24 protein-coding genes are annotated in these 22,466 nt (G+C 50.9%); 7 read left to right on the top strand and 17 right to left on the bottom strand.

All coding sequences use genetic code 11. The features are described from left to right. Positions 1–91: 91 nt before the first annotated feature. The 3 genes from AC5FXQ_RS19265 to AC5FXQ_RS19255 form a co-directional block, all read right to left on the bottom strand. Positions 92–589 (bottom strand): DoxX family protein, encoded by a 498-nt coding sequence (locus AC5FXQ_RS19265; protein WP_493604041.1) that lies wholly within the window; start codon positions 587–589, stop codon positions 92–94. A 296-nt stretch (positions 590–885) separates the two neighbouring features. Then, positions 886–1,326 (bottom strand): carboxymuconolactone decarboxylase family protein, encoded by a 441-nt coding sequence (locus AC5FXQ_RS19260; protein ID WP_493604040.1) that lies wholly within the window; start codon positions 1,324–1,326, stop codon positions 886–888. A 65-nt stretch (positions 1,327–1,391) separates the two neighbouring features. Then, on the bottom strand, positions 1,392–1,970 hold the full coding sequence (locus AC5FXQ_RS19255) for a Crp/Fnr family transcriptional regulator (protein ID WP_493604039.1): 579 nt from the start codon (positions 1,968–1,970) through the stop codon (positions 1,392–1,394). Positions 1,971–3,312: 1,342 nt separating this feature from the next. Between AC5FXQ_RS19255 and AC5FXQ_RS19250 the strand changes: the two genes are divergently transcribed. The 3 genes from AC5FXQ_RS19250 to AC5FXQ_RS19240 all read left to right on the top strand — a co-directional run bounded on the left by AC5FXQ_RS19250 (position 3,313) and on the right by AC5FXQ_RS19240 (position 4,930). After that, complete coding sequence (locus AC5FXQ_RS19250) at positions 3,313–3,873, top strand: RNA polymerase sigma factor (protein WP_493604038.1); 561 nt, start codon at positions 3,313–3,315, stop codon at positions 3,871–3,873. Between the two features lie 6 nt (positions 3,874–3,879). Continuing rightward, positions 3,880–4,098: a hypothetical protein gene (locus AC5FXQ_RS19245; RefSeq protein ID WP_493604037.1), complete on the top strand. Its 219-nt coding sequence runs from the start codon at positions 3,880–3,882 to the stop codon at positions 4,096–4,098. A gap of 127 nt (positions 4,099–4,225) precedes the next feature. Then, positions 4,226–4,930, top strand: a complete 705-nt coding sequence (locus AC5FXQ_RS19240; protein WP_493604036.1) for a ClpP family protease — start codon at positions 4,226–4,228, stop codon at positions 4,928–4,930. Positions 4,931–5,038: 108 nt separating this feature from the next. Here the strand turns inward: AC5FXQ_RS19240 and AC5FXQ_RS19235 are convergent, their stop codons facing one another. Further along, complete coding sequence (locus tag AC5FXQ_RS19235) at positions 5,039–5,464, bottom strand: DUF4357 domain-containing protein (protein WP_493604035.1); 426 nt, start codon at positions 5,462–5,464, stop codon at positions 5,039–5,041. Between the two features lie 214 nt (positions 5,465–5,678). Between AC5FXQ_RS19235 and AC5FXQ_RS19230 the strand changes: the two genes are divergently transcribed. Then, positions 5,679–6,251, top strand: a complete 573-nt coding sequence (locus tag AC5FXQ_RS19230; RefSeq protein WP_493604034.1) for a Crp/Fnr family transcriptional regulator — start codon at positions 5,679–5,681, stop codon at positions 6,249–6,251. 19 nt (positions 6,252–6,270) lie between these two features. Here the strand turns inward: AC5FXQ_RS19230 and AC5FXQ_RS19225 are convergent, their stop codons facing one another. Next, positions 6,271–7,242 (bottom strand): GlxA family transcriptional regulator, encoded by a 972-nt coding sequence (locus tag AC5FXQ_RS19225; protein WP_493604033.1) that lies wholly within the window; start codon positions 7,240–7,242, stop codon positions 6,271–6,273. 635 nt (positions 7,243–7,877) lie between these two features. Between AC5FXQ_RS19225 and AC5FXQ_RS19220 the strand changes: the two genes are divergently transcribed. From AC5FXQ_RS19220 to AC5FXQ_RS19210, 3 genes are all read left to right on the top strand, one after another. Continuing rightward, entirely contained in the window at positions 7,878–8,354 is a 477-nt protein-coding gene (locus AC5FXQ_RS19220; RefSeq protein ID WP_493604032.1) for a DoxX family membrane protein, read from the top strand. 189 nt (positions 8,355–8,543) lie between these two features. Further along, a complete protein-coding gene (locus AC5FXQ_RS19215; RefSeq protein WP_493604031.1) occupies positions 8,544–9,479 on the top strand; it encodes an AraC family transcriptional regulator in 936 nt (311 codons plus the stop codon). A 138-nt stretch (positions 9,480–9,617) separates the two neighbouring features. Further along, positions 9,618–10,340: an NAD(P)H-dependent oxidoreductase gene (locus tag AC5FXQ_RS19210; protein ID WP_493604030.1), complete on the top strand. Its 723-nt coding sequence runs from the start codon at positions 9,618–9,620 to the stop codon at positions 10,338–10,340. A gap of 515 nt (positions 10,341–10,855) precedes the next feature. Here AC5FXQ_RS19210 and AC5FXQ_RS19205 read toward each other — a convergent pair. The 12 genes from AC5FXQ_RS19205 to AC5FXQ_RS19150 form a co-directional block, all read right to left on the bottom strand. After that, positions 10,856–11,206, bottom strand: coding sequence for a helix-turn-helix domain-containing protein (locus AC5FXQ_RS19205; protein WP_493604029.1), 351 nt, complete (start codon positions 11,204–11,206; stop codon positions 10,856–10,858). Positions 11,207–11,288: 82 nt separating this feature from the next. Continuing rightward, positions 11,289–12,368 (bottom strand): tyrosine-type recombinase/integrase, encoded by a 1,080-nt coding sequence (locus AC5FXQ_RS19200; RefSeq protein ID WP_493604028.1) that lies wholly within the window; start codon positions 12,366–12,368, stop codon positions 11,289–11,291. Between the two features lie 67 nt (positions 12,369–12,435). Continuing rightward, the gene (locus AC5FXQ_RS19195) at positions 12,436–13,002 is read right to left on the bottom strand and encodes a helix-turn-helix domain-containing protein (RefSeq protein ID WP_493604027.1); all 567 of its coding nucleotides are present in this window, start codon (positions 13,000–13,002) and stop codon (positions 12,436–12,438) included. A 238-nt stretch (positions 13,003–13,240) separates the two neighbouring features. Next, positions 13,241–14,620 (bottom strand): tRNA uridine-5-carboxymethylaminomethyl(34) synthesis GTPase MnmE, encoded by a 1,380-nt coding sequence (gene mnmE, locus AC5FXQ_RS19190; protein ID WP_493604026.1) that lies wholly within the window; start codon positions 14,618–14,620, stop codon positions 13,241–13,243. Positions 14,621–14,690: 70 nt separating this feature from the next. After that, positions 14,691–15,230, bottom strand: a complete 540-nt coding sequence (locus AC5FXQ_RS19185; protein ID WP_493604025.1) for a thioredoxin family protein — start codon at positions 15,228–15,230, stop codon at positions 14,691–14,693. A 73-nt stretch (positions 15,231–15,303) separates the two neighbouring features. Next, a complete protein-coding gene (locus AC5FXQ_RS19180) occupies positions 15,304–16,182 on the bottom strand; it encodes a metal ABC transporter permease (RefSeq protein WP_493604024.1) in 879 nt (292 codons plus the stop codon). Positions 16,183–16,335: 153 nt separating this feature from the next. Continuing rightward, a complete protein-coding gene (locus tag AC5FXQ_RS19175; protein WP_493604023.1) occupies positions 16,336–17,619 on the bottom strand; it encodes a metal ABC transporter permease in 1,284 nt (427 codons plus the stop codon). 117 nt (positions 17,620–17,736) lie between these two features. Then, positions 17,737–18,528, bottom strand: a complete 792-nt coding sequence (locus AC5FXQ_RS19170; protein ID WP_493604022.1) for a metal ABC transporter ATP-binding protein — start codon at positions 18,526–18,528, stop codon at positions 17,737–17,739. A gap of 12 nt (positions 18,529–18,540) precedes the next feature. Continuing rightward, entirely contained in the window at positions 18,541–19,473 is a 933-nt protein-coding gene (locus AC5FXQ_RS19165) for a metal ABC transporter solute-binding protein, Zn/Mn family (RefSeq protein WP_493604021.1), read from the bottom strand. A 1-nt stretch (position 19,474) separates the two neighbouring features. Continuing rightward, entirely contained in the window at positions 19,475–20,131 is a 657-nt protein-coding gene (locus AC5FXQ_RS19160) for a metal-dependent transcriptional regulator (RefSeq protein WP_493604020.1), read from the bottom strand. Positions 20,132–20,228: 97 nt separating this feature from the next. Further along, the gene (locus AC5FXQ_RS19155; RefSeq protein ID WP_493604019.1) at positions 20,229–21,227 is read right to left on the bottom strand and encodes a 3-oxoacyl-ACP synthase III family protein; all 999 of its coding nucleotides are present in this window, start codon (positions 21,225–21,227) and stop codon (positions 20,229–20,231) included. Positions 21,228–21,303: 76 nt separating this feature from the next. Continuing rightward, positions 21,304–22,434: a glycosyltransferase gene (locus AC5FXQ_RS19150; RefSeq protein ID WP_493604018.1), complete on the bottom strand. Its 1,131-nt coding sequence runs from the start codon at positions 22,432–22,434 to the stop codon at positions 21,304–21,306. Positions 22,435–22,466: the final 32 nt, after the last annotated feature.

Raw genomic sequence — 22,466 nt, 5'->3', positions numbered from 1 at the left:
CCTGTCGCACCTCATGCACCTGCTGCTGGTGTCGGATCTCGCCAAGACGGTAGAGGCCACAGGGTAAAGCGCCTGACAGGGCCGGTTCCTCTTACTGATAGCTGATAGTAGTTTGCAGTTCCTTCGGAGTAGCTGTCCGTCGCCGGATGCAGCAAAGGTAGACCCAACCGATGAAAAAAAGCTGCAAAGGAATTCTGAACCACAGGTAGGCAGGGCCGTAGCCGTCATAGGTGGCCTGTTCATGATTCACCTGCAGTAGCGCGGCATGGATATTGGCCGGCAAGACCAGAATAAAGAAGGCGATCAGGAGCCAGCCGGTCATGCGCTTAAACCTTGGCCGTAAAAGTGCAACCGCGGCCGCTATTTCCAACAATCCTGTCAAGTAGACCACCTGAAGCTTGTAGGGGATGAAATCCGGGATCATCAGGGCCATCCCCTGGTCGAACTTGAAATGCCCCATGGCTGTGAAGACCAGCATCACAGACATGGCAACGCGACCGGCTGTTGCTGTCTTGTATTTCCCATTGATGAGCCGAATGGCGATGAGGGCAAGAAAAAAAGCTACGAGTAGTACGACTAATGGTTTCATGATTTAAACAGTTAACTTTTAAGCTGCTGCATAAATAAAACTCAGGCAGATCAGGAGGAAGTTGTCAAACATTTCTCCTTTCTGATGCAAGTTGGGTATACAGATGCAGAGAGGCAATGAACCTGGGTTAACATTCTCCTGTTAGCTGTCCGCATGCGCCATGCCCTAAGTTCGCGCCACTGCAACCTGCATCCTGCTCCTCCTGTGCCGTCACGTTCCCTAGCTTGACAGGTTAGTCCCAAAGGCAGCACCTGGCAGCCACTTACCTGGAAGACGTGAGGCTAGCCCGTGCTGCCTTAAGCTTCAAGCGGCTTCCGGACGCTGATGGCTATTCTATTCCATCCGTTGATAACCGTGACAGCCATAATGATTTGTAAGAGATACTGCTCATCAAAAACTTCCAGCGCCTTTTGGTAGGTATCGGAAGTGAGCCCGGCCTGGTGGATCAGGGTGACTTCCTCTACTATTTGCAAAAGTACTTGTTCTTCCGGCGTGAACAGGTCGGATTCACGCCAGGCACTCAGTACAAACAGGCGCTGCTGTGTTTCCCCATGCTGCAAGGCGTGCCTGGTGTGCATGTCCAGGCAAAAAGCACAGCCGTTGAGCTGGGAGGCCCTGATTTTAATCAGGTCTCTGTGCTTGTCGCTGAGCCTGCTGTTTTGCAGATAACGCTCCATAGCATACATTCCTTCCAGCGCCTTTGGCTCTCGTGCATCAAATTGAACTCTTTTTTCCATGCGTTTTATCGTGTTTAGGTTGGTGCAAAGAAAAGGCCGACCATGCGAAATAATCTTAAGCCTGTTTAAGAAAGCTTTCTCCTAATCTCGCTGACGTATTCCGGTGTGAGACCCAGGTAGGAGGCAAGCATGTACTGGGGAACGCGCTGCGCAAACTCAGGGAAGTGACGTGTGAAGTGAAAATAAATTTCCTCTTTTGAGTAATCAAATAGAAACTTCACCCGCATGAGCGAAGCGCCATAAGCAATCTGGTAGACATTCCGAAAGTAGGCTTCCAGCGCAGGAAAAGCTTCCAGCATGTGAGCCTGGTTCTCATAGGTGAGGCAGAGTACCTGCGTGGGCTCCACCGCCCGGATGTAAAACTCGGTATTCTGTCGGTGATGAAAGGCCAGAAAGTCTGAAAGCCACCAGTTCTCTATGGCGAACTGCAGGGTTTTCTCCGCTCCCTTCTCACTGACATAATAGAGTTGCAAGCATCCTTTCAGCACAAAGAAGCAGCTCCTGCAAAGGTTGCCTGCTTCCATGAGCATTTCTTTCTTCGCTATCTCCCTTACCTGAAAATAGGGGAGAATTGCTGTGAAGCTTTCTTGGCTAAAGTGAATGTACTTGGAAATGTGCTGGTGTAAGCTGTCGGTTATGTCCATATCGTTGAATCATTTTTATGAGAGACCTGAATGAAAAATGTCACAATGAAGCCTGAAAGGCTTATGCAGCGTTTTGAAGTAGCCCGGAGTCTGCCTGCTGCCCACTAGCAATAATACCTCATTTTTTTTAAAGGCGCTTCGTCAGCATGTGTATTGGATACCCTCGTTTTAGCCATCCATACTTTCCACTGTTACCGCTTCCTCATACCTAAGGCATGATGGGCAACAGCCTGTTTTCTCGCTGCAGGTAGGGGTATGCAGTACGTGAAGGCTTTTAACCACTGGCTAACCCATTGGTGCCTTTCCTTAGAAAGGAAATGCTGTTCGGATGCCGCTGGTTCCCCCGATGCTGCTTGGCTGCGCTGAATGTATTTGCGAAGGTTCTTTTTTGTGACGCCATCGGCCGCTGATACGGCCAGCTTCCTGAGGCATGGCATGGTACGACAAGCCATATTTTTATAGCCCACTTGATGGCATATAACTGTATTTCACCAGGCACTTCAAAAAGCTAAAAGGGGCCTTGAAATTCGGTGTGTGGATATTTACGGCAAATGCTCCGGGTATCCGGTTTGCGGGGTGTTTACTTACAGAACGAACAGATAGGATTCATGTCAGGCAGTACCTGGAGGCTGGTTGTGTCCTTCCCCTTAATTGGTTGGCTATAGACGCTGAGACATATGCGTTCGCTTTTATGCAACCTGTACTATGAAAAGTGGAGAGGCCCTGCTTTATTGGCACGAATGGCCCTGTAAAATGGCACTTCTAACCATTTTGCCATATCGCCTTGGGTGTTAAGTTTGCTTCATCTTTCTGAAACTAGTATTGATAGCTGGCCGTGCCTGTGATTTGAAGCCGTACGGCTGTACACCCCTACAGGTAATGTTAAAAAAGATGAAGGAACATGCCGCACATGATAGCAAGGAAGGGAGCTTTCTGCACCATTTTTCCAGTGATGGTCCAACGGCATTGGCTGGCAGTCCTGTGAAAATGATCTTTGAGCCGAGAGATATTGTCAGCCATCAGGCGCCGGTATATACCTAGACTGGTTAGAATGGCTGAAGACTGGCTTTGATTAGGCAGGTTATGGCTGGTCATCAGAAGCGTACGGTTTTATATAACCATACTTTACTACCAACTAAAAGGGTTGGCCCTTGGGTTATACCTGATGGAGAACCTGACCCATTGCAAACCTGTATTATTCAGCAACATACCGTATGAGAAGTACCGCTACTCTGACTTAAAACATCAAATGACCGTTTACAGGAAAGTAACTGACTTAAAAATAATAGCAGGGCCTGGGTGATAGTTGGCGCCTTTTTCGGATTAACTATAAAAAAAGCTTATGGAGACTTTCGCTATACCTGCCGTGGCTTCGGATGTGCGGCAGGGGCTGATAAATGATAGGGAAAAGACGCTGGAGAATATCTACGCCAAGGTATACCCCACGGTGCTGCACCATGTAAAGCAGCACAGCGGCACCGCCCACGATGCACAGGACCTGGTGCAGGAAGCAATCATCCTGTTTTACGAGAAGGTGATGCAAGACCAGCTAACGCTCACATCGTCGGCAGGCACTTACCTGGTAGCCGTTTGTAAAAACCTGTGGAAACGTGAGTTAGAGAAGCGAGCCCGCAAACAGGAGCTTTCACCTGAGCTGTACGATAAGCTGCAACAGGATGATCCGTCCATAGAGGCAGACCAGAAGCTGGCCACGTTTGTGGAGAAGCTGGGAGAAAAGTGCAGTCAGGTGCTGGTGTCGTTCTACTACTTGGGGCAGCGAATGGAGCAGATAGCAGAAAAGCTGCAATATGGTTCGGTGCGTTCTGCCACGGTACAGAAGTACAAGTGCCTGGAGCGGCTCCGAAAATCACTGGCAGCCTACACCATACACGATTTCAGGTAAAGGACTTTGCGTACTGAACTGGAAAACATAAAGACCCTGGAAGCCTTTTTGCAGGCTCGCTTGCCGGAGGAGGAGCAACAAGACATCGAGATCAGGTTGCTCTGGGACCGGGAGTGGCAGCAGCAGGCGGAGGCGCAGCAACTTGCCTACCAGGCTGTGCGCGAAGCCGGTCGCAGGCAGCTGCAACAGGAGCTTCAGGCTATTCATCGGCGGCTATTCGGGTAGGCAACCTGTTACGAGCGCCGCTACCTCACCAAACAGCAAATTTATACCTACCACCTTTGCCTCAGCCCATCAGCTGAGGCGGGATACCCTTTTGCCTAAACATTTCAAACATAAAAACGAAACAGCCATGCAGAACTATAAGACTGAATTTCGAAAATATGCCGTTTACAGCCAAGGGCTGAACGGTCTGGCAGTAGATAAGTACATGCACCACGTAGAGGGGATAGCACACCAGCACCGGGTGCAGAACATGACCCGCTCCGTGATAGAGGAACGGCCAACCAACTTCCGGGAAATTGACGTGTTTTCGCGGCTGATGATGGACCGCATCATTTTCTTGGGGACACAGGTGGAGGAGAACATCGCCAACATCATTACGGCCCAGCTGCTTTTCCTGGAATCGGCCGCTGACCCGAAAAAGGACATCCTGCTCTATATTAACAGCCCGGGCGGCTCGGTATACGCCGGCCTCGGAATTTACGACACCATGCAGTATGTGCAACCTGATGTGGCCACCATTTGCACAGGTATAGCCTTGTCGATGGGAGCGGTATTGCTTTGCGGAGGAGCGGCAGGCAAACGCTCGGCACTGCCACATGCCCGCATCATGATTCACCAACCCTTAGGCGGCGTGCAAGGCCAGGCATCTGATATTGAAATTACGGCTCGAGAGGTGCTGAAGCTGAAAAAGGAACTCTACCAGATCATCGCCTCGCACAGCGGTAAAGCCTACGAAGAGGTTCACGAGAACGCCGACCGTGACTACTGGATGCGTGCTGAGGAAGCCCGGGAGTACGGGATTATTGATGAGGTGCTGATGCGGGAGAGGTAAGTATTGTGGATGTCAAATTAAGCTCAACTTTATTAGAGTTGAGCTTAATAAAACTCAGGCGCTTGGTGTGAAAATTACAGAATCAAAGAATGCTGGGCCAAAGACAGTTTAAATCGCTTCTACCCTGTCTGTAGATTCATACTCTTTTAGTGTAATTCCATTTGAGAGTTTCCACTCTATTAATCCATTAGCATTTCTGCCCATTACTACCACCGCAGCGGTGGAGGGGCTGCTCAGGATGGTATCTTCGGTAAACTCGTAAACATCACTGTTAAGAGTGAGTACATTCTGATCAACTAGTTGCTGTCTTCGTTTAGCAAAAGACGGTGAAATGGAAGCTACCGTAGATACAGCAGCCTTTGAGACTTTGTATATCACAAACCCGTCCGCTGTTGGTGCACCTTGAGCTCCGGCGCCTCTTAGATAGAATATAGTTTGCTCCTGGACGCTCTTTTTGTTTTCACGCTTTTCATCAAATACTTTGTGCCCAAGTGCATTCACAAGCAACGTAATGTTGGGAATAAACTTTTCCATCGCTGCACGATCGGATTCAGAAATGGCCTGCTGTGGGGGTACGCTTATCTTCTGCTAAAATGCTGCCTATCAGAAGTGAAAGCGGTAGGCTGATGGGGGAAGGCCAAATTACTGTAGTAGCCTGAAGCGTGATTTACGACAATAACGCGTACCTTCCGGACTTTAAACGAAAGCTACGCTTTGCTGTTTGTGAAGAAAGCAGCCCCCGGAAGTGATGGAACATATTCGAAACCACATAGACTCCTTTTCACAGTTAAGCGAGGAAGACTGGGCATTCTTCAGTTCCAAGCTGAAACCTGTGGATTTCCCTAAAAAGAGTATCATCCTGCAACAGGGCTTTACGGAGCATTACCTCTCCTTTGTTGAATCCGGCATTCTCCGGCTATATATTCCCAAGGTTGAGAATGACGTGACGTTTGGTTTTGTTTTTCCAGGAGGGTTTGTCAGTGCCTATGATTCCTTCCTGACACAGGCCCCGTGTGAATATGAGATTCAATGCCTGACGGCCTGCAGGCTGTGGCGTATGAGCCATCAGGACTTACAGCAGGTATACCAGCACACCAAAGTTGGTAATGAAATAGGAAGAAAGAACGCAGAGCAGCTCTTCTTAATCAAGTCCAGCCGGGAGCTGTCCTTTTTGAACAAGACGGCTGAGCAGCGTTACACCGATCTGTTTTCCCAAAGACCTGAACTACTCCGTCACATCCCGCTGAAGCATATTGCCTCCTATATCGGGGTGACGCCACAGGCCCTGAGCCGTATCCGCCGTAGAATTTCCTTGGCCTAGCCTGCGGGAGATTGTTCCCTTAGGTATACCTGCTCCTGTATTCCTGGGGCGAGAGGTCCGTTACCCTTTTAAAGACATTTCTGAAGGCTTTCGGGTCTTGATACCCCACCTTGTCCATGACCTCTCCCACAGAAAGGGTTTTCAGCTCCAGCAGGTTTTTGGCCGCCTCCACCCTGACCCGGTGAATATAGTCAGTAAGGGTAAGCTGCGTTGCACTTTTGAAGCGCCTTTGTAGGGTGCGGCGCGACAGGTGGCATCGCTCGGCCAGCTGGCTTAGGCAGAAACCCTGCTGGAAATTGTCTTCTATGTACAGCTGGGCCTTTCGGACCAGCTCGTCCTCATGCATTTTATAGCCCTCAAACACCATAAAAGGGGACTGGCTGTTCCTGCCGAGCTCGACCTCGAAGTAGCTGGAGGCGAGCCGGGCGATCTCCCCGCCTGCATGCTTGCGGATGATGTAAATCAAGAGGTTCCAGTAGGAGTTGGCGCCACCGCTGGTGTACAGGCCGTGGTTGTCTGTGATGACCTTGTGGTCAACCAACTGCACGTACGGGAACAGGCGCCTGAAGAGCGGGGAGGTGTTCCAATGGGTAGAGCACTCCCGACCCTGGAGTAGACCTGTTTCCGCCAGCAGAAAGGCCCCCACACAGAGGCTGGCCACTTCCGCCCCCTCTTCGTAGCGCGCCTTTATCCAGGGGACGTAGGCGCGGTTGAGCTGGACCGCCTGCTCCATGTCGCCGCTCATGGGGGGGATGATGATCAGGTCTGTTTTGCGGGTGTCCTGGATGAGGGTGTCGGCCTGTACCTGAAAGTGTCCTTTGCCCAGTCTCATCTGCGGGGATAGGCCGACCAGCTGCACCTCGTACAAGGGAGGCTTGCCGCCCTGCTCGAGAAAGTCATTGACCATGGCAAACAGGTAGGAGGCGTTGCCGATCGCCGCCACAAGACCCTGGTGGGGGACAAGGATACTGATCGTCTTCATACGTGGCATCTGATTTGGTTTAACAGCACGGTCCGTTAGCTTGGCTGAAACAATGTGATTTCACCCGAAATATAACCTTTGTTTGCAAAGTGGGAAATACTGACGGCTTTTTTTAGGCTTAGGGCAAGGCAGGCGAGGTAGGTAGGGCGCTCACGCCTCAGAGCTCTCCCCCGGAAGCTGCTGCGCTTGTCTGGAGCAAGACTGCTTTGCGACAGGCAGGCGTCTTCTTTACCCCAGCCTGTGTGCCGGTTTATAGGCTGGGGGGGACGCTGCGGGCACTGCTTCCCTATGCGGCAGGCTGGACCAATAGAAAGTTGCGCTAGAGATGCGTCATGCTAATGCTATGCCTGGGGTGGTGCGCTATCAAGTCCCACGCGTACAAGCGGTTTAACTGTCCCAACAGGTAGGTGAAATGCCGCAGCTGTTGACCAGCGTATAACGATGAAACTCCAACTTTATCAGCAAGTGTACGCGAAGGGTTTTTAGCGATTTCCTCTTTCTGTGGTCAAATAAAAGGCTGCCTGTTCCGGGTCCATGCATTCTTGAAAAGCAGTAAAAACTGCGTAAGTATATTTCTTAAACCAGTTTAAGGATAGCTACACGGCGGCTGCATAATTTTGTGGCAGTACAAGACACAAGTGATTATGCGGAATAATAGCGATAGGTTCAGCCAGCTTTTTGCAAGAGTGGCAGTAGCGACCGCCTTTTTATCGGCGGTTGCGGATCGGCTGGGTATCTGGGGAGAACCCGGGAGTCCGAACGCCTCCTGGGGCAACTGGGAAAATTTTCTAGCCTACTCCAACAAGCTCAATTTTTTTGTCCCTCCCCAGGTTGGGGAGCTGCTGGCTATGGCAGCCACCGTGCTAGAGGTTGTTTTTGCCGTACAACTCCTCATTGGCTACAAAACCAGGTTGGCGGCGGTTGGCTCAGGGGGCCTGCTGCTACTCTTTGCCCTGACCATGTCCATGGGACTAGGCATTAAATCCACCTTCACCTATTCTGTCTGGATAGGGGCGAGTGCGTGTGTATTACTGGCAAATGTTGCCAGCTACCCCTTCAGCCTGGATGCGATGCAGCAAAACCGGAACAGGGGCAGGGGTGAAGCACACGTCATAGGGTGAACGCTGCGGTTTGCCGTGCTTGCCCATGGAAGCTGCTGTCTATCCGCTTTTCACCATCCAGTTGGAGCCAGCTCGAGCTAGGCTTCCCCCATTGTATGCGCATCAAAGGCTGCGCATAGGTTTGTTAGCATGTGTGCCGTCTCTTTGGTGTTATTAGCGTAGCCTGTTAAATCTTAGCCATTAGCTTGTATGAAAGAGATAACCGATGATATTATTTACTTTAACCATATTGATGCCTGTTTGAATACCTGTCATCTGCCTGTTCACACCTCCTTGGAGGGCTTTGTGATTTACAGGTACGAGGACCTGGCCTCGGATTCCTTGATAGACCTATCGGCATACAGACAGAGCTTTTATGAAATCTCTCTGGAAATTACTCAAGCGTACAGTTATACGATTGATCAGTATGCGAGTCAGTCAAGCGGTAGCCGCTTGACTTTTATAAGCCCTCAGCGTTTGAATTCCGCAGCGTTGATCGCGGAGCACAAGCAAAACTTGAAAGGCTTCACCATCCTGTTTACCCCGGAATTCATCGGGACCACTGCTTCGGATGGACTGCCGTTACATGACTTGCCATTTTTTAACCATTTTAACTGTCCCTATATCTTCTTGGAGCAAGATCAGGTGGTGGCATTCACCCCACTATTCACCAGCATTTTCAATGAGTACCAGCACCTGGACGCCAATAGTAAAAGAATCATTTTACATTACTTGCAGGTACTTCTCCTATTAGGGAAAAGGCATTACAAAAACGTTGAGGGCCATTGGAGTATCCTAAACCGTGAGCAGGCGATCTTTGCGGAGTTTGAGCACTTGATGCACGAGCATCTGCTGGAGCTATCGAATGTAAAAGATTACGCGGACAGACTGCATATCAGCACGAAACATCTCTCCCAGACGATAAAAAAAGTTAGTGGCCAGGGAGCCCTCCAATTGATTCATAAAGCGAAGATCAATTATGCCAAGGCGCTACTGCTGCAAACTAACAAGAGCATTGCCCAGGTTGCCGATGAGCTCCAATTTGAAAACCCGGAGTACTTTTCTGCTTTTTTTAGAAGGCTTACCGGCCTTAGGCCCTCGGAGTTCCGCCAGCGGCAGGCATTGACGGCGGATGCCGCTTCATGATGCGTGGATTTGCACAGCCACTCCCTTCTTCGGTACCTGAAAGTACCGTATTTTTCAACATTAAACCTTCCTTTTTTACAGGGGTTTGCACTTGAATAGGGCAGATATTTGTAAAAAAACTTATAATTAAATACTGCTATGAAAGTTTTTATTGTTCACGCGCACCCGGAACCCAAGAGCTTCAACGGGGCGCTTACCCGTGCTGCCGAGCAGTTTCTGCTGGAGCATAAGCATGAGGTGATCGTGTCAGATCTATATAAGATGGGATGGAATGCCATCTCCGGCTGGGAAAACTTCACCACGCGACACAACCCGGAGTATTACAAGCAGATGCGGGAGGAGATGCACGCCTTTACCCATCAGGGATTTGCCCCTGATATTCAGGCGGAGCTCGAAAAGCTCAACTGGTGTGATGTCCTTATTTTCCAGTTTCCAATGTGGTGGTATTCTATGCCCGCCATCCTGAAAGGCTGGGTGGACCGTGTTTTTGCCATGGGGGCAGCCTATGATGATGAGCAATGGCAGGACCGTGGCAAATTTGCTGGCAAAAGGGCCATGGTTTCCATGACAACCGGCGGCTCTCAGGCCATGTTTAGCGCAAACGGTATTTTTAAGGAGATGGACCACTATCTGCTGGGAATCCAGCTGGGCATGCTGCGTTTTGTAGGCTTTGATGTGTTGCCTCCCTTTATAGCCTGGCAGGCCGCTCAGGTGGGGGAAGAGGTTCGGGAGCAATACCTGGAAGCATACAAGGAAAGACTTGCATCCTTAATGCGTACAGCGCCTCTCTTCTTCCCCGGGCTCGATGCTTTTGACCCGACGGAGCTGACACTGAAGCCAGAACCAGCTCTTACTTCATAACCAAAGGTGCCTGAAAGCTTGGCCTCGATACTTTGGTGCTGTGATGGCCTGATGGAAGGCTATGGCTCCGCCGGAACTGAATCGGACGGGAAGTCCTCCGGTCTCCTAGAGGGACAGGGCGCTGTGGCGTGTTGTCCCTCTAGGAGAAGCTTGGAGCATAGGAATTTAGCCAGCTCTGGCCCAACTACGACAGTACGACAATCCTCCAGGTCAGCTTGATTTTATAAAACATAATTGAACGTTGTATCGCTTTTAAACAGATTGTGGTTCAGCAGGTACAACAGAAGACAGCTAACAGATTTACGATTTACAAATTTTGCTTACACGAGCTTCACATCATTACAATTTTGAAGTGACAAAAGCAGGTTTTGAGGAATGTAGGTCAGGTAGCATTCATTGAAATCCGCAAAAGTCCTAAGCGATGGCACCATTTCGCATCTTACGAGAGACTGATGCGCATTTTTGAGCGTTGAAAGTGATTAACATAAACCATTTCTTGACTTCTTTATTCATGATTATGAAACAGTGAATTGCCTTTGCCTCGTACCCTTTCCGGCATACTGCTGCGCTTCCTGCTGTAACTCTGACACCGTTTTCTGTCTGCCCCCTTTTACCCACTCCTCCAGCTCAGACTTATAAAAATAGAGACGGTTCCCCCTTTTGTTGACCGGGATTTCCCTGCTACTGACTTTTAGGTAAACCGTGCCCACGGAAATCTTGAGAAAGTCTGCCGCCTGCGCGACGGTGAACATTTCCTCCTCCTTTTCCGGGCCCTGCCTTTCCAGAAGGAGTTGCTCAATGCGGCTTAGCTTGTCATGCAGCGCACTCACTGCCTGAGGGAGTTTTTCAAATGTTAAGTTTTCCATATCTGTTTTCTTTAAATTGAAGGATTATATAGGATGGACGATGGAGCTTGCTTCATGTTCAACTATAAAGGGTAATAGGCAATCATGTTATTTTCAGTGTGATGCGGTTGGCCGCCTCCCGCTTGGAGCGATCGATCACCTTTGCATAGATCTGCGTCGTTTTCAGTTCCCGGTGCCCGAGGAGCTTGGACACGGTGTAGATGTCGGTTCCGTGCGAAAGCTGCAGGGTGGCATAAGTGTGCCTGAAACAGTGGAAGGTGATGTATTTCGTGATACCGGCCGCCTTGACCCAGTCTCTCAGGAGGCTATTGTTCTGGGCGGAATATTCCAGACCATCAAATACCGGCATATCAGGCGATCTTCGTTCCCCTAGGAGCAGTAGGGCTTCCTCAGAGATGGGAAGCAGCTCAACCCCCTGCGTTTTCTGCTGTCTGAACTGCAGGTAGTGGCCCTCCGCCTGGCTGTGCTGCACTTCACGCCAGGTAAGTTTTTCAATGTCAGAAAAGCGGAGGCCCGTTAAGGCGGAGAAAAGGGCGGCCTGCTTCAGGACAGGCAGGGGGCAGTCCGTTCCGTATAGCGCCTGCAGCTCCTCCAGGGTGAGGAATTCCCGTTTTGTCTCTGCTGGTTTGATGGAAGAAATTTTAGCGTTCAAGTCTGATTTGAGGAGATCTTCCTTGTAGGCCATTTTAAGGGTGGTCTTCAGCTTATTGAAATAGGAGACTGCCGTGTTGCGGGAGATCTTCGCCTTTCTTTTGCTGCGCTGGCTCTCGGCGTGGAGCAGGAAGTCCCTGTACGCATTGCAGTCGGTGACGGTCAGCTCAAAAAGTTTTACCCCTTCAGCAAAGAAGTCCTGTAAATAGAGCAGTGAGCTTTGCCAGGTTTGCCCGTTGGAGCCATGGCGCTTGGCAACCTCTTTCTTGTAGTAATCAAGCAATGTGATGTTTTGCTTCTCTCTGGAAAGGAAGCCGAAATGCAGATTTTGTATGGCGAGCTGCCGTTGCGCCCAGATATTATGAGCCAGCGCCAGTGTTTCTTTATTGTGGTGCTTCTCCAGCTGCGTTTTCGGCTTTTCAAACAGGTAAAGACCCAGAAACTCCCGACGGGTCAGCTTGCCCGTGTCGGGGTGGGGGATAGGGGGGTAGAAGTCGAGGTAAAGCGTCATTCTTGCTTTAGAGATCGGCTTGCGTCATAAGGCTACTTTTGTCATGACAGCGGGAATTTGGGTTATATCATAAAATAGGGCCCAGGAGTACATCAATCGGCTTTTTGGGGACATAGGCGTAAATGCCCTGCCTGTACTTCGGGATGTTGTGCCGTATGATCAGGTCGTACAGCGCCTTTTCAGAGATTCTGTACTGTTGCTGCACCTGTGTCAGGGTATAGCATTCGGCGGGGTTGAAAGCGGGTGGCGCGAGCTGCCCAGCGGTTTGGGTCAAAGGGGTAAGCTGAAACAGTTTGTCAATGTCAGCCCGCTTGATGATGGTTTTGCGGGCAGACAGCTGAACGGCGGGAAGAATATTGCCTTTGATCAGGTTATAAACCGTTTGCCTGCTGCAGTTGATCAGGAGGGCCGTATCACGGATGGTCAGAAACTCCTTTGCCTTGATGTCCTCCAAAGGCTTATTCCGGATGCGCTCCGTTTCCCTGTTGCTGGCCTCCACTTTGCCGGCCTTCTTTCTGGCTTTGTAGGCACGCTTGGCACAGTTGTCGCCGCAGTACTGGGTGACGGTTGTTCTGGCGGTGAACTCCTGTCCGCATTGCTGGCAAATACGCTGTATTCTGATGTTAGAACTCATTGCTTATAAGGGCAGTTAGAGTTAGCTAAGTATGATTAGTGTTAAATAAGTCAAATAATCTCCCCCGATTTCAGTACTGGGGTACAAATACTGTAATTTGGGTACGAACGAGGTACAACAGTACTATAAATTTAAGAATATCAATTTTGATTAACAAATAGGCGTGGACGCAAAAAAGCCTGATTATCAATCATAATCAGGCTTTCGCTTTATTTTGGTATTGGCTTATTTTAAGAATCTATTTGCCGATGCAGAACTTCGTGAAGATGTTATCCAGCAGATCATCCGTTGTAATCTCACCCGTGATCTGGCCGAGGCTGTAGAGCGCGCGGCGGATATCGGCGGCTACCAGATCACCGCTCATACCCAGGCCTAGCCCGTTCAGCACATCGTCCAGGGCTTCGTAGGTTTTGTTCAGACTGTCGACGTGGCGCAGGTTGGTCACGATGGTCTGCTGCTGCGTATTGAGTTTGCCAATGTTTACCTTGTCCACTAGCGCCTGCTTTAGGTCCTCCAGGTTCGCACCCTCCGCGGCGGATATCTGCACAAGCCCCTCTATACCTGCAAAAGCAGCCAACTTATCCGGCGAGGCCTGATCAATCTTATTTGCTACAGGCAGGAAAGGCAGTTTCTTAGGGTTTAGCACTTCCAGTTCGGACTGCAGTTCTTCCGGTGTTGTGTCGGTGATGTCGAATAGGTAGATGATCAGGGAGGACTGGCTCAACTTCTGCATGGTGCGCTCCACGCCGATCGCCTCCACCTTGTCAGTTGTTTCGCGCAGGCCGGCTGTGTCGATAAAGCGGAACGTAACGCCCCCAATGTTGATCTCATCTTCGATGAAGTCGCGCGTTGTACCCGGCACATCCGATACGATGGCTTTCTCCTCGTTCAGCAGCTTGTTGAGCAGGGTAGACTTGCCAGCATTTGGTTTGCCTACAATAACGGTCGGTACCCCGTTTTTGATCACGTTCCCCAGTTCAAAGGACTTGAGCAGCTCCCGGATGATCTGCTGAATGTTCAGGATCAGGGTGCGCAACTGATCACGGTCCGCAAACTCCACATCCTCTTCTCCAAAATCAAGCTCCAACTCGATCATGGAGGCAAAGTGCACGAGTTCGGCCCGCAGTCGCTTTATTTCCTGAGAAAAACCGCCGCGCATCTGCTTCATGGCCACTTCATGCGAAAGGGCGGAGTCGGAGGCAATCAGATCGGCCACGGCTTCAGCCTGAGCCAGGTCAAACTGCCCGTTCAAAAATGCACGTTTCGTAAACTCACCGGCATTCGCCAGACGGGCACCCTTTTTCAAGAGCAACTGCATGATCTGCTGCACAATGAAATCGGAGCCGTGGCAGGAGATCTCCACCACATTTTCCTTGGTGTAGGAGTGAGGGGCCACAAACAGGGACACCAGCACTTCATCGATGATCTTGTCCTCATCGCGGAGCGTACCAAAATGGATGGTATGGCTGGCTTGTTGGGTGAGGTCCTTTCCTTTGAAAACTGAATTGGTGATGGTGATGGCCTCCGGGCCTGAAAGACGGATAACCGCAATGGCGCCCGTACCAGACGCTGTGGCTACCGCTGCAATGGTATCGGTATGGATGAACTGATTGGTCAAGGTATAGCAGGAGTTTTAAAACACAAAATTAGGGATTAATCGGGCATTCTTCACCTAGCATTCGTAATTCCTACTTTTTGGTATACTCTTCCCAGGTTTTACTCTTATGATGATTGTCCCCGAAATAAGTCAGGATTTTGTGAAAGGTGGAGGCATCGAGGTAACCTGGCACGGGCGTGAGCATGTTAAACTTTTCGTCCAGGTATACGGTGGTCGGGTAACACATCTGTCCCTGTAGCAGGGCTACGGCCAGTTCGTGTGCCCGATATTGTTCCTTAAAGGTATAGGTATGGCCATTGAGTGTAATTGGCTTTTTGCCCTCAGCGTCAAGCTTCACGGCATAGTAGTTTTTGTTTATGTAAGCCACTACTGCAGGATCAGTAAAAGTAGACTTGTCCATCTTTTTGCACCAGCCACACCAGTCGGTATACACGTCAATCACGACCTTGCGAGGCTGCTTTTTGATCTTTTCGGCAGCTTCTTCAATGGTGATCCAATTGATCCTGGCTTCTTTCTGTAGGGTGGTTTCGGCAGGCGTTACATCGTGCCAGGTATAGCTGCAGAACAACAACAGTGCGAGCAATGGCAGGAGAAATGTCTTCTGTAGCATAGCAGGTTATCTTTGAATCAGAACGCTTAAAGTTAAGCTTTCCATATATGTTGCTTTATACCTTGTTTTCAGTCTAGTGTCCCAGGGGCTGCACACGCTTTTGTCGGCGCAGCTTGCCGTGGGTTGGCGAAAAAAGGAAGGCCAGCAGAAACTCTATACCTGTCACGGTGGCGATGGCACCGGCAATAGACCCATCGAGCCAAACCGCCAGGTAGTAACCGGCAAAAGAGGCGATGATCCCGAGCAGGACTGAAATCCCCAGCATGTTTTTAAAGTCGTCAGTTAACAGGTAAGCTGTGGCAGGAGGAGCAACCAGAAAAGCCACCACCAGGATAGCACCCACCGACTCAAATGAAGCTACTGTGGTAAGCGACACGGCACCCATCAGCAGGTAATACCAGAGGGAAGTGGAAATGCCAATAGCTGCCGCAAAGGCCGGGTCAAAGGTCGTCAGGAAAAGCTCTTTATACCCCAGTATAATAAATAAGCCGATCAGCAGGGTTACTACAGCCAGCATCCAGACAGTGCGTGGTCCCATACTCAGACCGCCTTCGGTGATGATCAGGTCGAGCGGCACATAGGCTATCTCGCCATAAAGTACGCAGTCCTGGTCCAGGTCCACCTGACCGGCAAACACAGAGATCAGAATGATGCCGATGGCAAAAAGCCAGGTGAAAGTGACGCCAATAGCCGCATCGGCCTGCACCCGCGCAAAGCGGTGGAAGAACTCGATCAGGAAAGTGGTGAGCACACCCAGCAGTCCGGCCCCGATCAGCATCGGAATGGTGTCACGCGAGCCAGTAAACATAAATGCAATCACGATGCCTGGCAGCACGGCATGCGAAATAGCATCGCCCACCATGGCCATGCGTCGCAGTATCAGGAAACAACCCAACAGACTGCAGCATGTTGCCACTAAACTTCCCGTCAATATGATCCAGAATGCGTTCACGTATTAAATTGTTAAATTGCTGATGGTTAATTGTTTTTCGTGCACGATTGGGCAGGCCTTGATCTGTCCATACAACGCACTCTAACTCTCTAACTTCCAAACTTTCTACCCCCTAATCACTCATTCATTAAATCACTCATTCACTCAATTCCATTAAGGAATTCTCGCGCTATGCGGATCGAGATCGGGATAGTTGAGCTCTTCGATGAGTCGCTGCTCCAGTTCCGGGGTGATGATGTGCTCGATGGTTTCGGCGTCTTCATGCACGTGGTCGGAGGCCAGGTTCAGGTACTGTGTCAGGTATAGTTCCCAAAGGCGATGGAGTCGCACTACCCGACGACCGCGTTTCTCGCCTTCCGGTGTCAGCAACCAGCGCTTGTCCTCTTTTCGCAGATAGCCTTGCCGCTTTAGTTTTTGCAATCCGCTCAAGGCTTCCTTTTTAGGTATGTTGCGTCGCTCCAGCAACTCCTCCAAACTGCGTGCACTGCCATAGTCCTGTCGGAGTTCGCCTAGCTGGTAGAGCAGTTTGAGCAGGTTTTCTTCCAGAATGCGGGTCTTGTTGCGTCGCTGCCGCAAGATGCGGGCAACCCAGCCACGACCGGGAGCCAGGGCAAAAGACAGGATCGCGATCATCGATACAATCAGCACAATCCAGGGACCTGTTGGCATAGAAGGGGCTGTGTAAGAGACAAAGGCGCCTGCTATACCTGAAAATGCCCCTATCAAGGCAGCCAGTATCAGCATGACTTTCAGGTTTTCGGTCCAGAAGCGAGCAGCAGCTGCCGGAGTGATCAGCATGGCAGCCATCAGTACGACACCCACAGCCTGTATACCTACCACGACGGCAAAGACGGTGAGGGTCGTAAGCAGCAGTTCCAGTCCGCGTACCGGAAAGCCGATGGTGCGGGCATAAGCCTGATCAAAACAAAGCAGGGTGAGTTCTTTAAAGAACAACACCACCGCCACCAGAAGCAACACCGCTACCACCCCAAAAGCAATCAGGTCTTCGCCGATGAGTGAGGCCGCACTGCCAAACAGGAACTTGTCGAGTCCGCTCTGGGCAGCATTGCCGGTCTGCTGTATGGCGGTGAGCAAGAGAATACCTATACCAAAGAAGACCGAGAGCACCAGCCCGATAGCTGTGTCTTCTTTGATGCGGGAACGGGAAGTAATGTAATCGATCACCACCAGCGAAAGCCATCCTGTCACAAATGCGCCGATCAGCAGGATGAACGGGTTCTTGGTGCCTGACAGGATAAAGGCCAGACAGACACCCGGCAGCACGGCATGCGCCACGGCATCGCCCACCAGCGCCCGCTTGCGCAGCAGCGTGAAACAGCCCACCACCGCCGAACTCGCAGCCAGCAGCACCGAGCCCAGCGTCACGTACCGTATGTTGGCATCGGTGAAGGAGAAAAACTCTAAGAAGTCCTGCATGTGGTTAATTGTTGATTGTTAGTCGTTGATTGCTTGGTGCACGATTCGGACAGGTCGCGACCTGTCCCTACAGGCCATATCTTCTAATCACTCATTCACTAAATCACTCATTCAAAATCAACTCTTCTCCCTCGCCGGGAATTCCTGCTTGCGGAGGAGGTCGCCTACTTTGGAGAGCAGGGTGAGCTTGCCGCCGTAGGTCTGCTCCAATAGCTCCTGATTCAGCACCTGCTCAGTAGGGCCGGAGGCTACCAGGCGCATGTTGAGCAGCACCACCCAGTCAAAATAATCAGAGGCGGACTGCAGGTCATGATGCACTACAATCACGGTCTTGCCCTCATCACGCATCAGGCGAAGCAGCTGGATGATGGCCGTTTCGGTGGCAATATCGACGCCGGCAAAAGGCTCGTCCATGAAATATATATCGGCATTCTGGGCCAGTGCCCGCGCCAGGAATACCCGCTGCTGCTGTCCACCGGAGAGCTGCGAGATCTGCCGGTTTGCAAAGCCCTGCATACCTACTTTTTCGAGCGCTTCCATGGCAGCGTCTTTATCGGCTTTGCGCGGACGTTTGAACAGACCCAGTTGCCCGTACCTGCCCATCAGCACCACATCGAACACCGAGGCCGGAAAATCCCAGTCCACCGACTCACGCTGGGGTACATAGCTGATGCGGCTGTATACCTGCTTCAACGGCTGGTCAAAGATGCGTACATAGCCGCTGCTCACTGGCAGCAGGTTCATCATAGCCTTGATAAGAGTAGATTTGCCTGCACCGTTCGGACCGATCACACCCACGAGCGCACCGGCCGGCAGGGTGAGGTCAATGCCCCACAGCACCGGCTTGCGGTCATAACTCACCGTCAGGTCGTGTACTTCTACTACTGGGTTTTTTACTTGAAGTATCATATGTTAGCCTTCTTATTTTAAAGAAGTTACAATCGTGTTTGTGTTATGCCGAACCATTCCGGTGTAGGTGCCTTCGGGTGTTCCCTCTTCGCCCATGGCGTCGGAGAAAAGTGTGCCGCCAATAAGCACGGTATGACCGCGTTTGCTGCTGCCCTGCACCACGGCCTCAATAGCCTTCGGCGATACCGAGGACTCGACAAACACCGCTTTGATCTTGTTTGCCACAATGAACTTGACTAGCGAAGACACATCCTGCAGTCCGAACTCAGATAGGGTGGAGATACCCTGCAGACCGCGCACCTCAATGCCGTAGGCCTCGCCATAGTAGCCGAAAGCGTCGTGCGCCGTGATCAGGATGCGCTGCTGCTCAGGTATAGAGGCAATGGCGGCTTTGGTTTCGTTGTGCAACGCTGACAGTTCACGCAGGTAGGCCGCTGTTTGCGCCTGATATACCGCTGCATGCTGCGGGTCTTTTTTCTGGAGTTCGCTGCTCAGGTGCCCGACTACCTGCATCCATAGGGATACGTCGAACCACACGTGCGGGTCGTGGCTGTCGGCATACTCTGCTGACTTTAACAGCTGGTGTTCAGGTATACCTGCAGTCGCGGCCAATACCGTTTTGTAGCGGCTCAGTTTCTCCAGTACTTCCCCCATTTTCCCTTCCAGGTGCAGCCCGTTGTAGATGATGACATCCGCTTCGGTCAGCTTGTTCAGGTCGCCCTGGGTAGCTTTGTACAAGTGCGGGTCTACGCCGCTTCCCATGATCGCGTCCACATCGGCCGCGTCGCCTACGATGTTCACGACGGCGTCCTTCAGTATACCTGTCGTGGTTACGATCCGCATCCGCTTTCCGGACGGCACCTCGCCTCTGGTATCGACCTGGGTGCAGGCTGTACCCAACAGCAGAACCAGCAGCAGACTCAGAAATAGAGCAGGGGTTTTCATACTAAGCAGACAGGAAGATATTACGCGCCACTTCACTGGATACTACCATGTTTTTTTTGTTTTCCAGGTTAATCTCCAGCGAGTTGTCGTAAGGTATTTTATCTATCACTTTAATCTTGGCTCCCAGGAATATCCCCATTTTGTCGAGGTACTGCAGGAAAAGCGGCTGTGAGTCATTGACGCCTACTACGGTTCCGGAGCTGTTCACTTCCAGTTCCGCCAGCAGGCGCTGCTGCTTGGTGTTCATCTCGCCGTCTTCCGTCGGAATCGGGTCGCCGTGGGGGTCAAATTTTGGGTAGCCCAGGAACTCATCGAGCCGCCTGATAAGCAGATCAGAGTTAATGTGCTCCAGCTCCTCAGCCATGTCGTGCACCTCGTCCCAGTTGAACTTCAGTTTTTCGACCAGAAAAACCTCCCATAACCTGTGTTTGCGAATGATCTGCAAGGCTACACGCTCACCTTTCTCGGTCAGCGTCACGCCCCGGTACTTCACATAGTCAGCTATACCTTTTGCGCTGAGTTTCCGCAGCATGTCCGTCACAGACGCAGCCTTGGTATCCAGCGCATCGGCAATGGCATTGGTATTCACCTCATGGTTGCCGCCATCAGAAAGTTTGTAAATGGCTTTTATGTAGTTCTCTTCAGTAAAACTGTGCACAGGTTTAGTTTTGAATGGGTGAATGAGTGATTGAGTGAATAAAAATTGAGCTATAAAAATTCACTCAATCACTCATTCACCCATTCACAATTAGTATTTACCAACGAATAAGCGCAGAGGCCCAGGTGAAGCCGGAACCGAAGGCTGCCATACATACCAGGTCACCCTCTTTGATGCGCCCTTCCTGCACGGCTTCGCTCAGGGCGATCGGTACAGAAGCAGCTGTGGTGTTGCCATACTTGTGGATGTTGCTCATCACTTTTTCAGCTGGCAACCCCATCTTCTGCTGTATGTAAGAGGTGATGCGCAGGTTAGCCTGATGCGGTATAAGCATGTCTACATCAGATGCTTTATAGCCATTTTTGTTAAGTGCTTCTTCAATCACTTCCGGGAAGCGCGTCACGGCATGCTTGAACACCTGGTTGCCGTTCATATAAGGGTAGATCGTGCCTTCGTCGATCATCTCATGCGTCAGGCGGTCCTTCTTGGTACTGCCCGGATTGATCACAGCCAACTCTTCGGCAAACTCACCATCAGCGTGCAGGTGCGTGGACAGGATGCCGCGCTCGTTGCTTTCAGAAGGGGAGAGCACCACGGCGCCGGCACCGTCACCGAAGATCACGGATACGTTGCGGCCACGGGTGGAGAAGTCCAGACCATTGGAGTGAATCTCAGAGCCCACCACCAGGATGTTGTCGTACATGCCGGTTTTGATGAACTGGTCTGCTACAGAAAGGGCGTACACAAAGCCAGAGCACTGGTTGCGCACATCCAACGCCGGTATTTCTTTCAGGCCCATTTCACGCTGCATCAGCACGCCGGAGCCAGGGAATACATAGTCAGGGCTGAGCGTCGCAAATACGATCATGTCTACGTCTTCAGGCTTTAGGCCCGCCATTTCAAGTGCTTTCATGGAAGCCTTGGCTCCCATATTGGAGGTGGTGTCTACGCCTTCCTGGAAGTAGCGGCGCTCCTGTATACCTGTACGCTCACGTATCCATTCGTCAGAAGTTTCCATGAGTTTCTCCAGGTCAAAATTGGTGACCACCTTCTCAGGTACATAATGGCCTACGCCAGCTATCTTTGAGTTTCGCATAATATAAGGTTTAGCTTTACAAATATACTGATTTTATTCTAATTTAGATTCGTCTAAAAATAATTTTTCATACTGTCTATAACTGAGACAGCAGTGTGTTGATCACGTGCAGTAGTTTCACTTCTTCGCTTTCCCAGTAGATGGAGGCAGGTATACCTGGCTGGTAGAAGGCTCTAGGGGGAAGTCCGCTGTTAAGCTCTTCTACATTTATTCGGCCAAAGTCAACAGACAGCCCGGCGTCGTTTCCCTCTACTATACCTTGCCACAAAGGGTTTTCCTGGATCAGAATAGGCAACCCAAAGGCCATGTATTCATACAGTTTGGTGGGGATGCACCGGAATGTGCTGGCATTGGGGCGGTAAGGCAGCAAACCAAGATGACTCTTTTGTATTTGCTGCAGTATGTCCGGGTGCGGTACCAGTTTGTCGCCACCGATCAACTCCACAAATGGCAGTGTCTGGCACGCTTTTCTGAGTCGCGCTAAGGTATAGCTGCTGGCACAGTAACCGATAATGGTCAGCTTCACATCACCCCGAACCGCCTGTAGCTGCTTTGCAAGCCCAATCGCCTCCCATATGCCGTACTCTTCTGCTATGGTGCCGCTGTAGAGTAGTCGCAACTGCCCTGTAGCTGGCAGTCTGACCGGCGTTGCAGGTTCGATCGGATTGCCTTTGTATTTGTTCTCTATAAAGGTATAGCGGTTGCCTAAAAAAGGAAGCTCCTCCGCATAGCTGCGCTCGGCCAGCAGGAAGTGATCAATGCGGCTGGACGTCATCTTTTCAATACCCCGCACTGCCAAGGCCAACAGGTGTTTGAGTGGCCAGCTGTAGTTGTGCTGCGCGCGCAGGTTGAGGCTGTAGTTTTCCTGTATATCGTAGACGATCCGGGTGCCATACCTGGCCTTATACAGCGTGGTGGGCAACAGCAGTTCGTGTGTGCTCACGATGACTAGCTGTGGTCTGATGTGCTGTAGCAGACGATAGTAGTCGCGTTGGGCAGCCATACGGCCAGCACTCAGTCTGTGAAACCGGAAGATGGGGTGGAAGTGCATGTTGGCCGGTGCTCCTGCAGGTATAGGCGCCTCGTAGCCGGTTAAATGGATGCTCGCATCCTGAATTTTGCTAAGCGACGTACCCAGCTTTTCATAGATTCGGGTGTCATTTATGGGTTTCAGGAGCGAGGCCAGCAGGATTCTCTTTTCAGACATCGCCTAAATTTAATACTTTTACGCATTCATTC

This window comes from Pontibacter sp. LHS1 (assembly GCF_058932855.1).
The sequence above is the reverse complement of the archived record's forward strand: the minus strand, read 5'-3'. Positions and strand labels throughout refer to the sequence as shown.

Coding starts and splice junctions, on each gene's coding strand:
- AC5FXQ_RS19225 (WP_493604033.1), bottom strand. CDS start 7,242: ATGCCACGTATGAAGACGATCAGTATCCTTGTCCCCCACCAGGGTCTT.
- AC5FXQ_RS19250 (WP_493604038.1), top strand. CDS start 3,313: ATGGAGACTTTCGCTATACCTGCCGTGGCTTCGGATGTGCGGCAGGGG.
- AC5FXQ_RS19205 (WP_493604029.1), bottom strand. CDS start 11,206: ATGGAAAACTTAACATTTGAAAAACTCCCTCAGGCAGTGAGTGCGCTG.
- AC5FXQ_RS19165 (WP_493604021.1), bottom strand. CDS start 19,473: ATGAAAACCCCTGCTCTATTTCTGAGTCTGCTGCTGGTTCTGCTGTTG.
- AC5FXQ_RS19260 (WP_493604040.1), bottom strand. CDS start 1,326: ATGGAAAAAAGAGTTCAATTTGATGCACGAGAGCCAAAGGCGCTGGAA.
- AC5FXQ_RS19195 (WP_493604027.1), bottom strand. CDS start 13,002: ATGAGTTCTAACATCAGAATACAGCGTATTTGCCAGCAATGCGGACAG.
- AC5FXQ_RS19175 (WP_493604023.1), bottom strand. CDS start 17,619: ATGCAGGACTTCTTAGAGTTTTTCTCCTTCACCGATGCCAACATACGG.
- AC5FXQ_RS19210 (WP_493604030.1), top strand. CDS start 9,618: ATGAAAGTTTTTATTGTTCACGCGCACCCGGAACCCAAGAGCTTCAAC.
- AC5FXQ_RS19150 (WP_493604018.1), bottom strand. CDS start 22,434: ATGTCTGAAAAGAGAATCCTGCTGGCCTCGCTCCTGAAACCCATAAAT.
- AC5FXQ_RS19185 (WP_493604025.1), bottom strand. CDS start 15,230: ATGCTACAGAAGACATTTCTCCTGCCATTGCTCGCACTGTTGTTGTTC.
- AC5FXQ_RS19170 (WP_493604022.1), bottom strand. CDS start 18,528: ATGATACTTCAAGTAAAAAACCCAGTAGTAGAAGTACACGACCTGACG.
- AC5FXQ_RS19265 (WP_493604041.1), bottom strand. CDS start 589: ATGAAACCATTAGTCGTACTACTCGTAGCTTTTTTTCTTGCCCTCATC.
- AC5FXQ_RS19200 (WP_493604028.1), bottom strand. CDS start 12,368: ATGACGCTTTACCTCGACTTCTACCCCCCTATCCCCCACCCCGACACG.
- AC5FXQ_RS19240 (WP_493604036.1), top strand. CDS start 4,226: ATGCAGAACTATAAGACTGAATTTCGAAAATATGCCGTTTACAGCCAA.
- AC5FXQ_RS19220 (WP_493604032.1), top strand. CDS start 7,878: ATGCGGAATAATAGCGATAGGTTCAGCCAGCTTTTTGCAAGAGTGGCA.
- AC5FXQ_RS19215 (WP_493604031.1), top strand. CDS start 8,544: ATGAAAGAGATAACCGATGATATTATTTACTTTAACCATATTGATGCC.
- AC5FXQ_RS19235 (WP_493604035.1), bottom strand. CDS start 5,464: ATGGAAAAGTTTATTCCCAACATTACGTTGCTTGTGAATGCACTTGGG.
- AC5FXQ_RS19255 (WP_493604039.1), bottom strand. CDS start 1,970: ATGGACATAACCGACAGCTTACACCAGCACATTTCCAAGTACATTCAC.
- AC5FXQ_RS19230 (WP_493604034.1), top strand. CDS start 5,679: ATGGAACATATTCGAAACCACATAGACTCCTTTTCACAGTTAAGCGAG.
- AC5FXQ_RS19155 (WP_493604019.1), bottom strand. CDS start 21,227: ATGCGAAACTCAAAGATAGCTGGCGTAGGCCATTATGTACCTGAGAAG.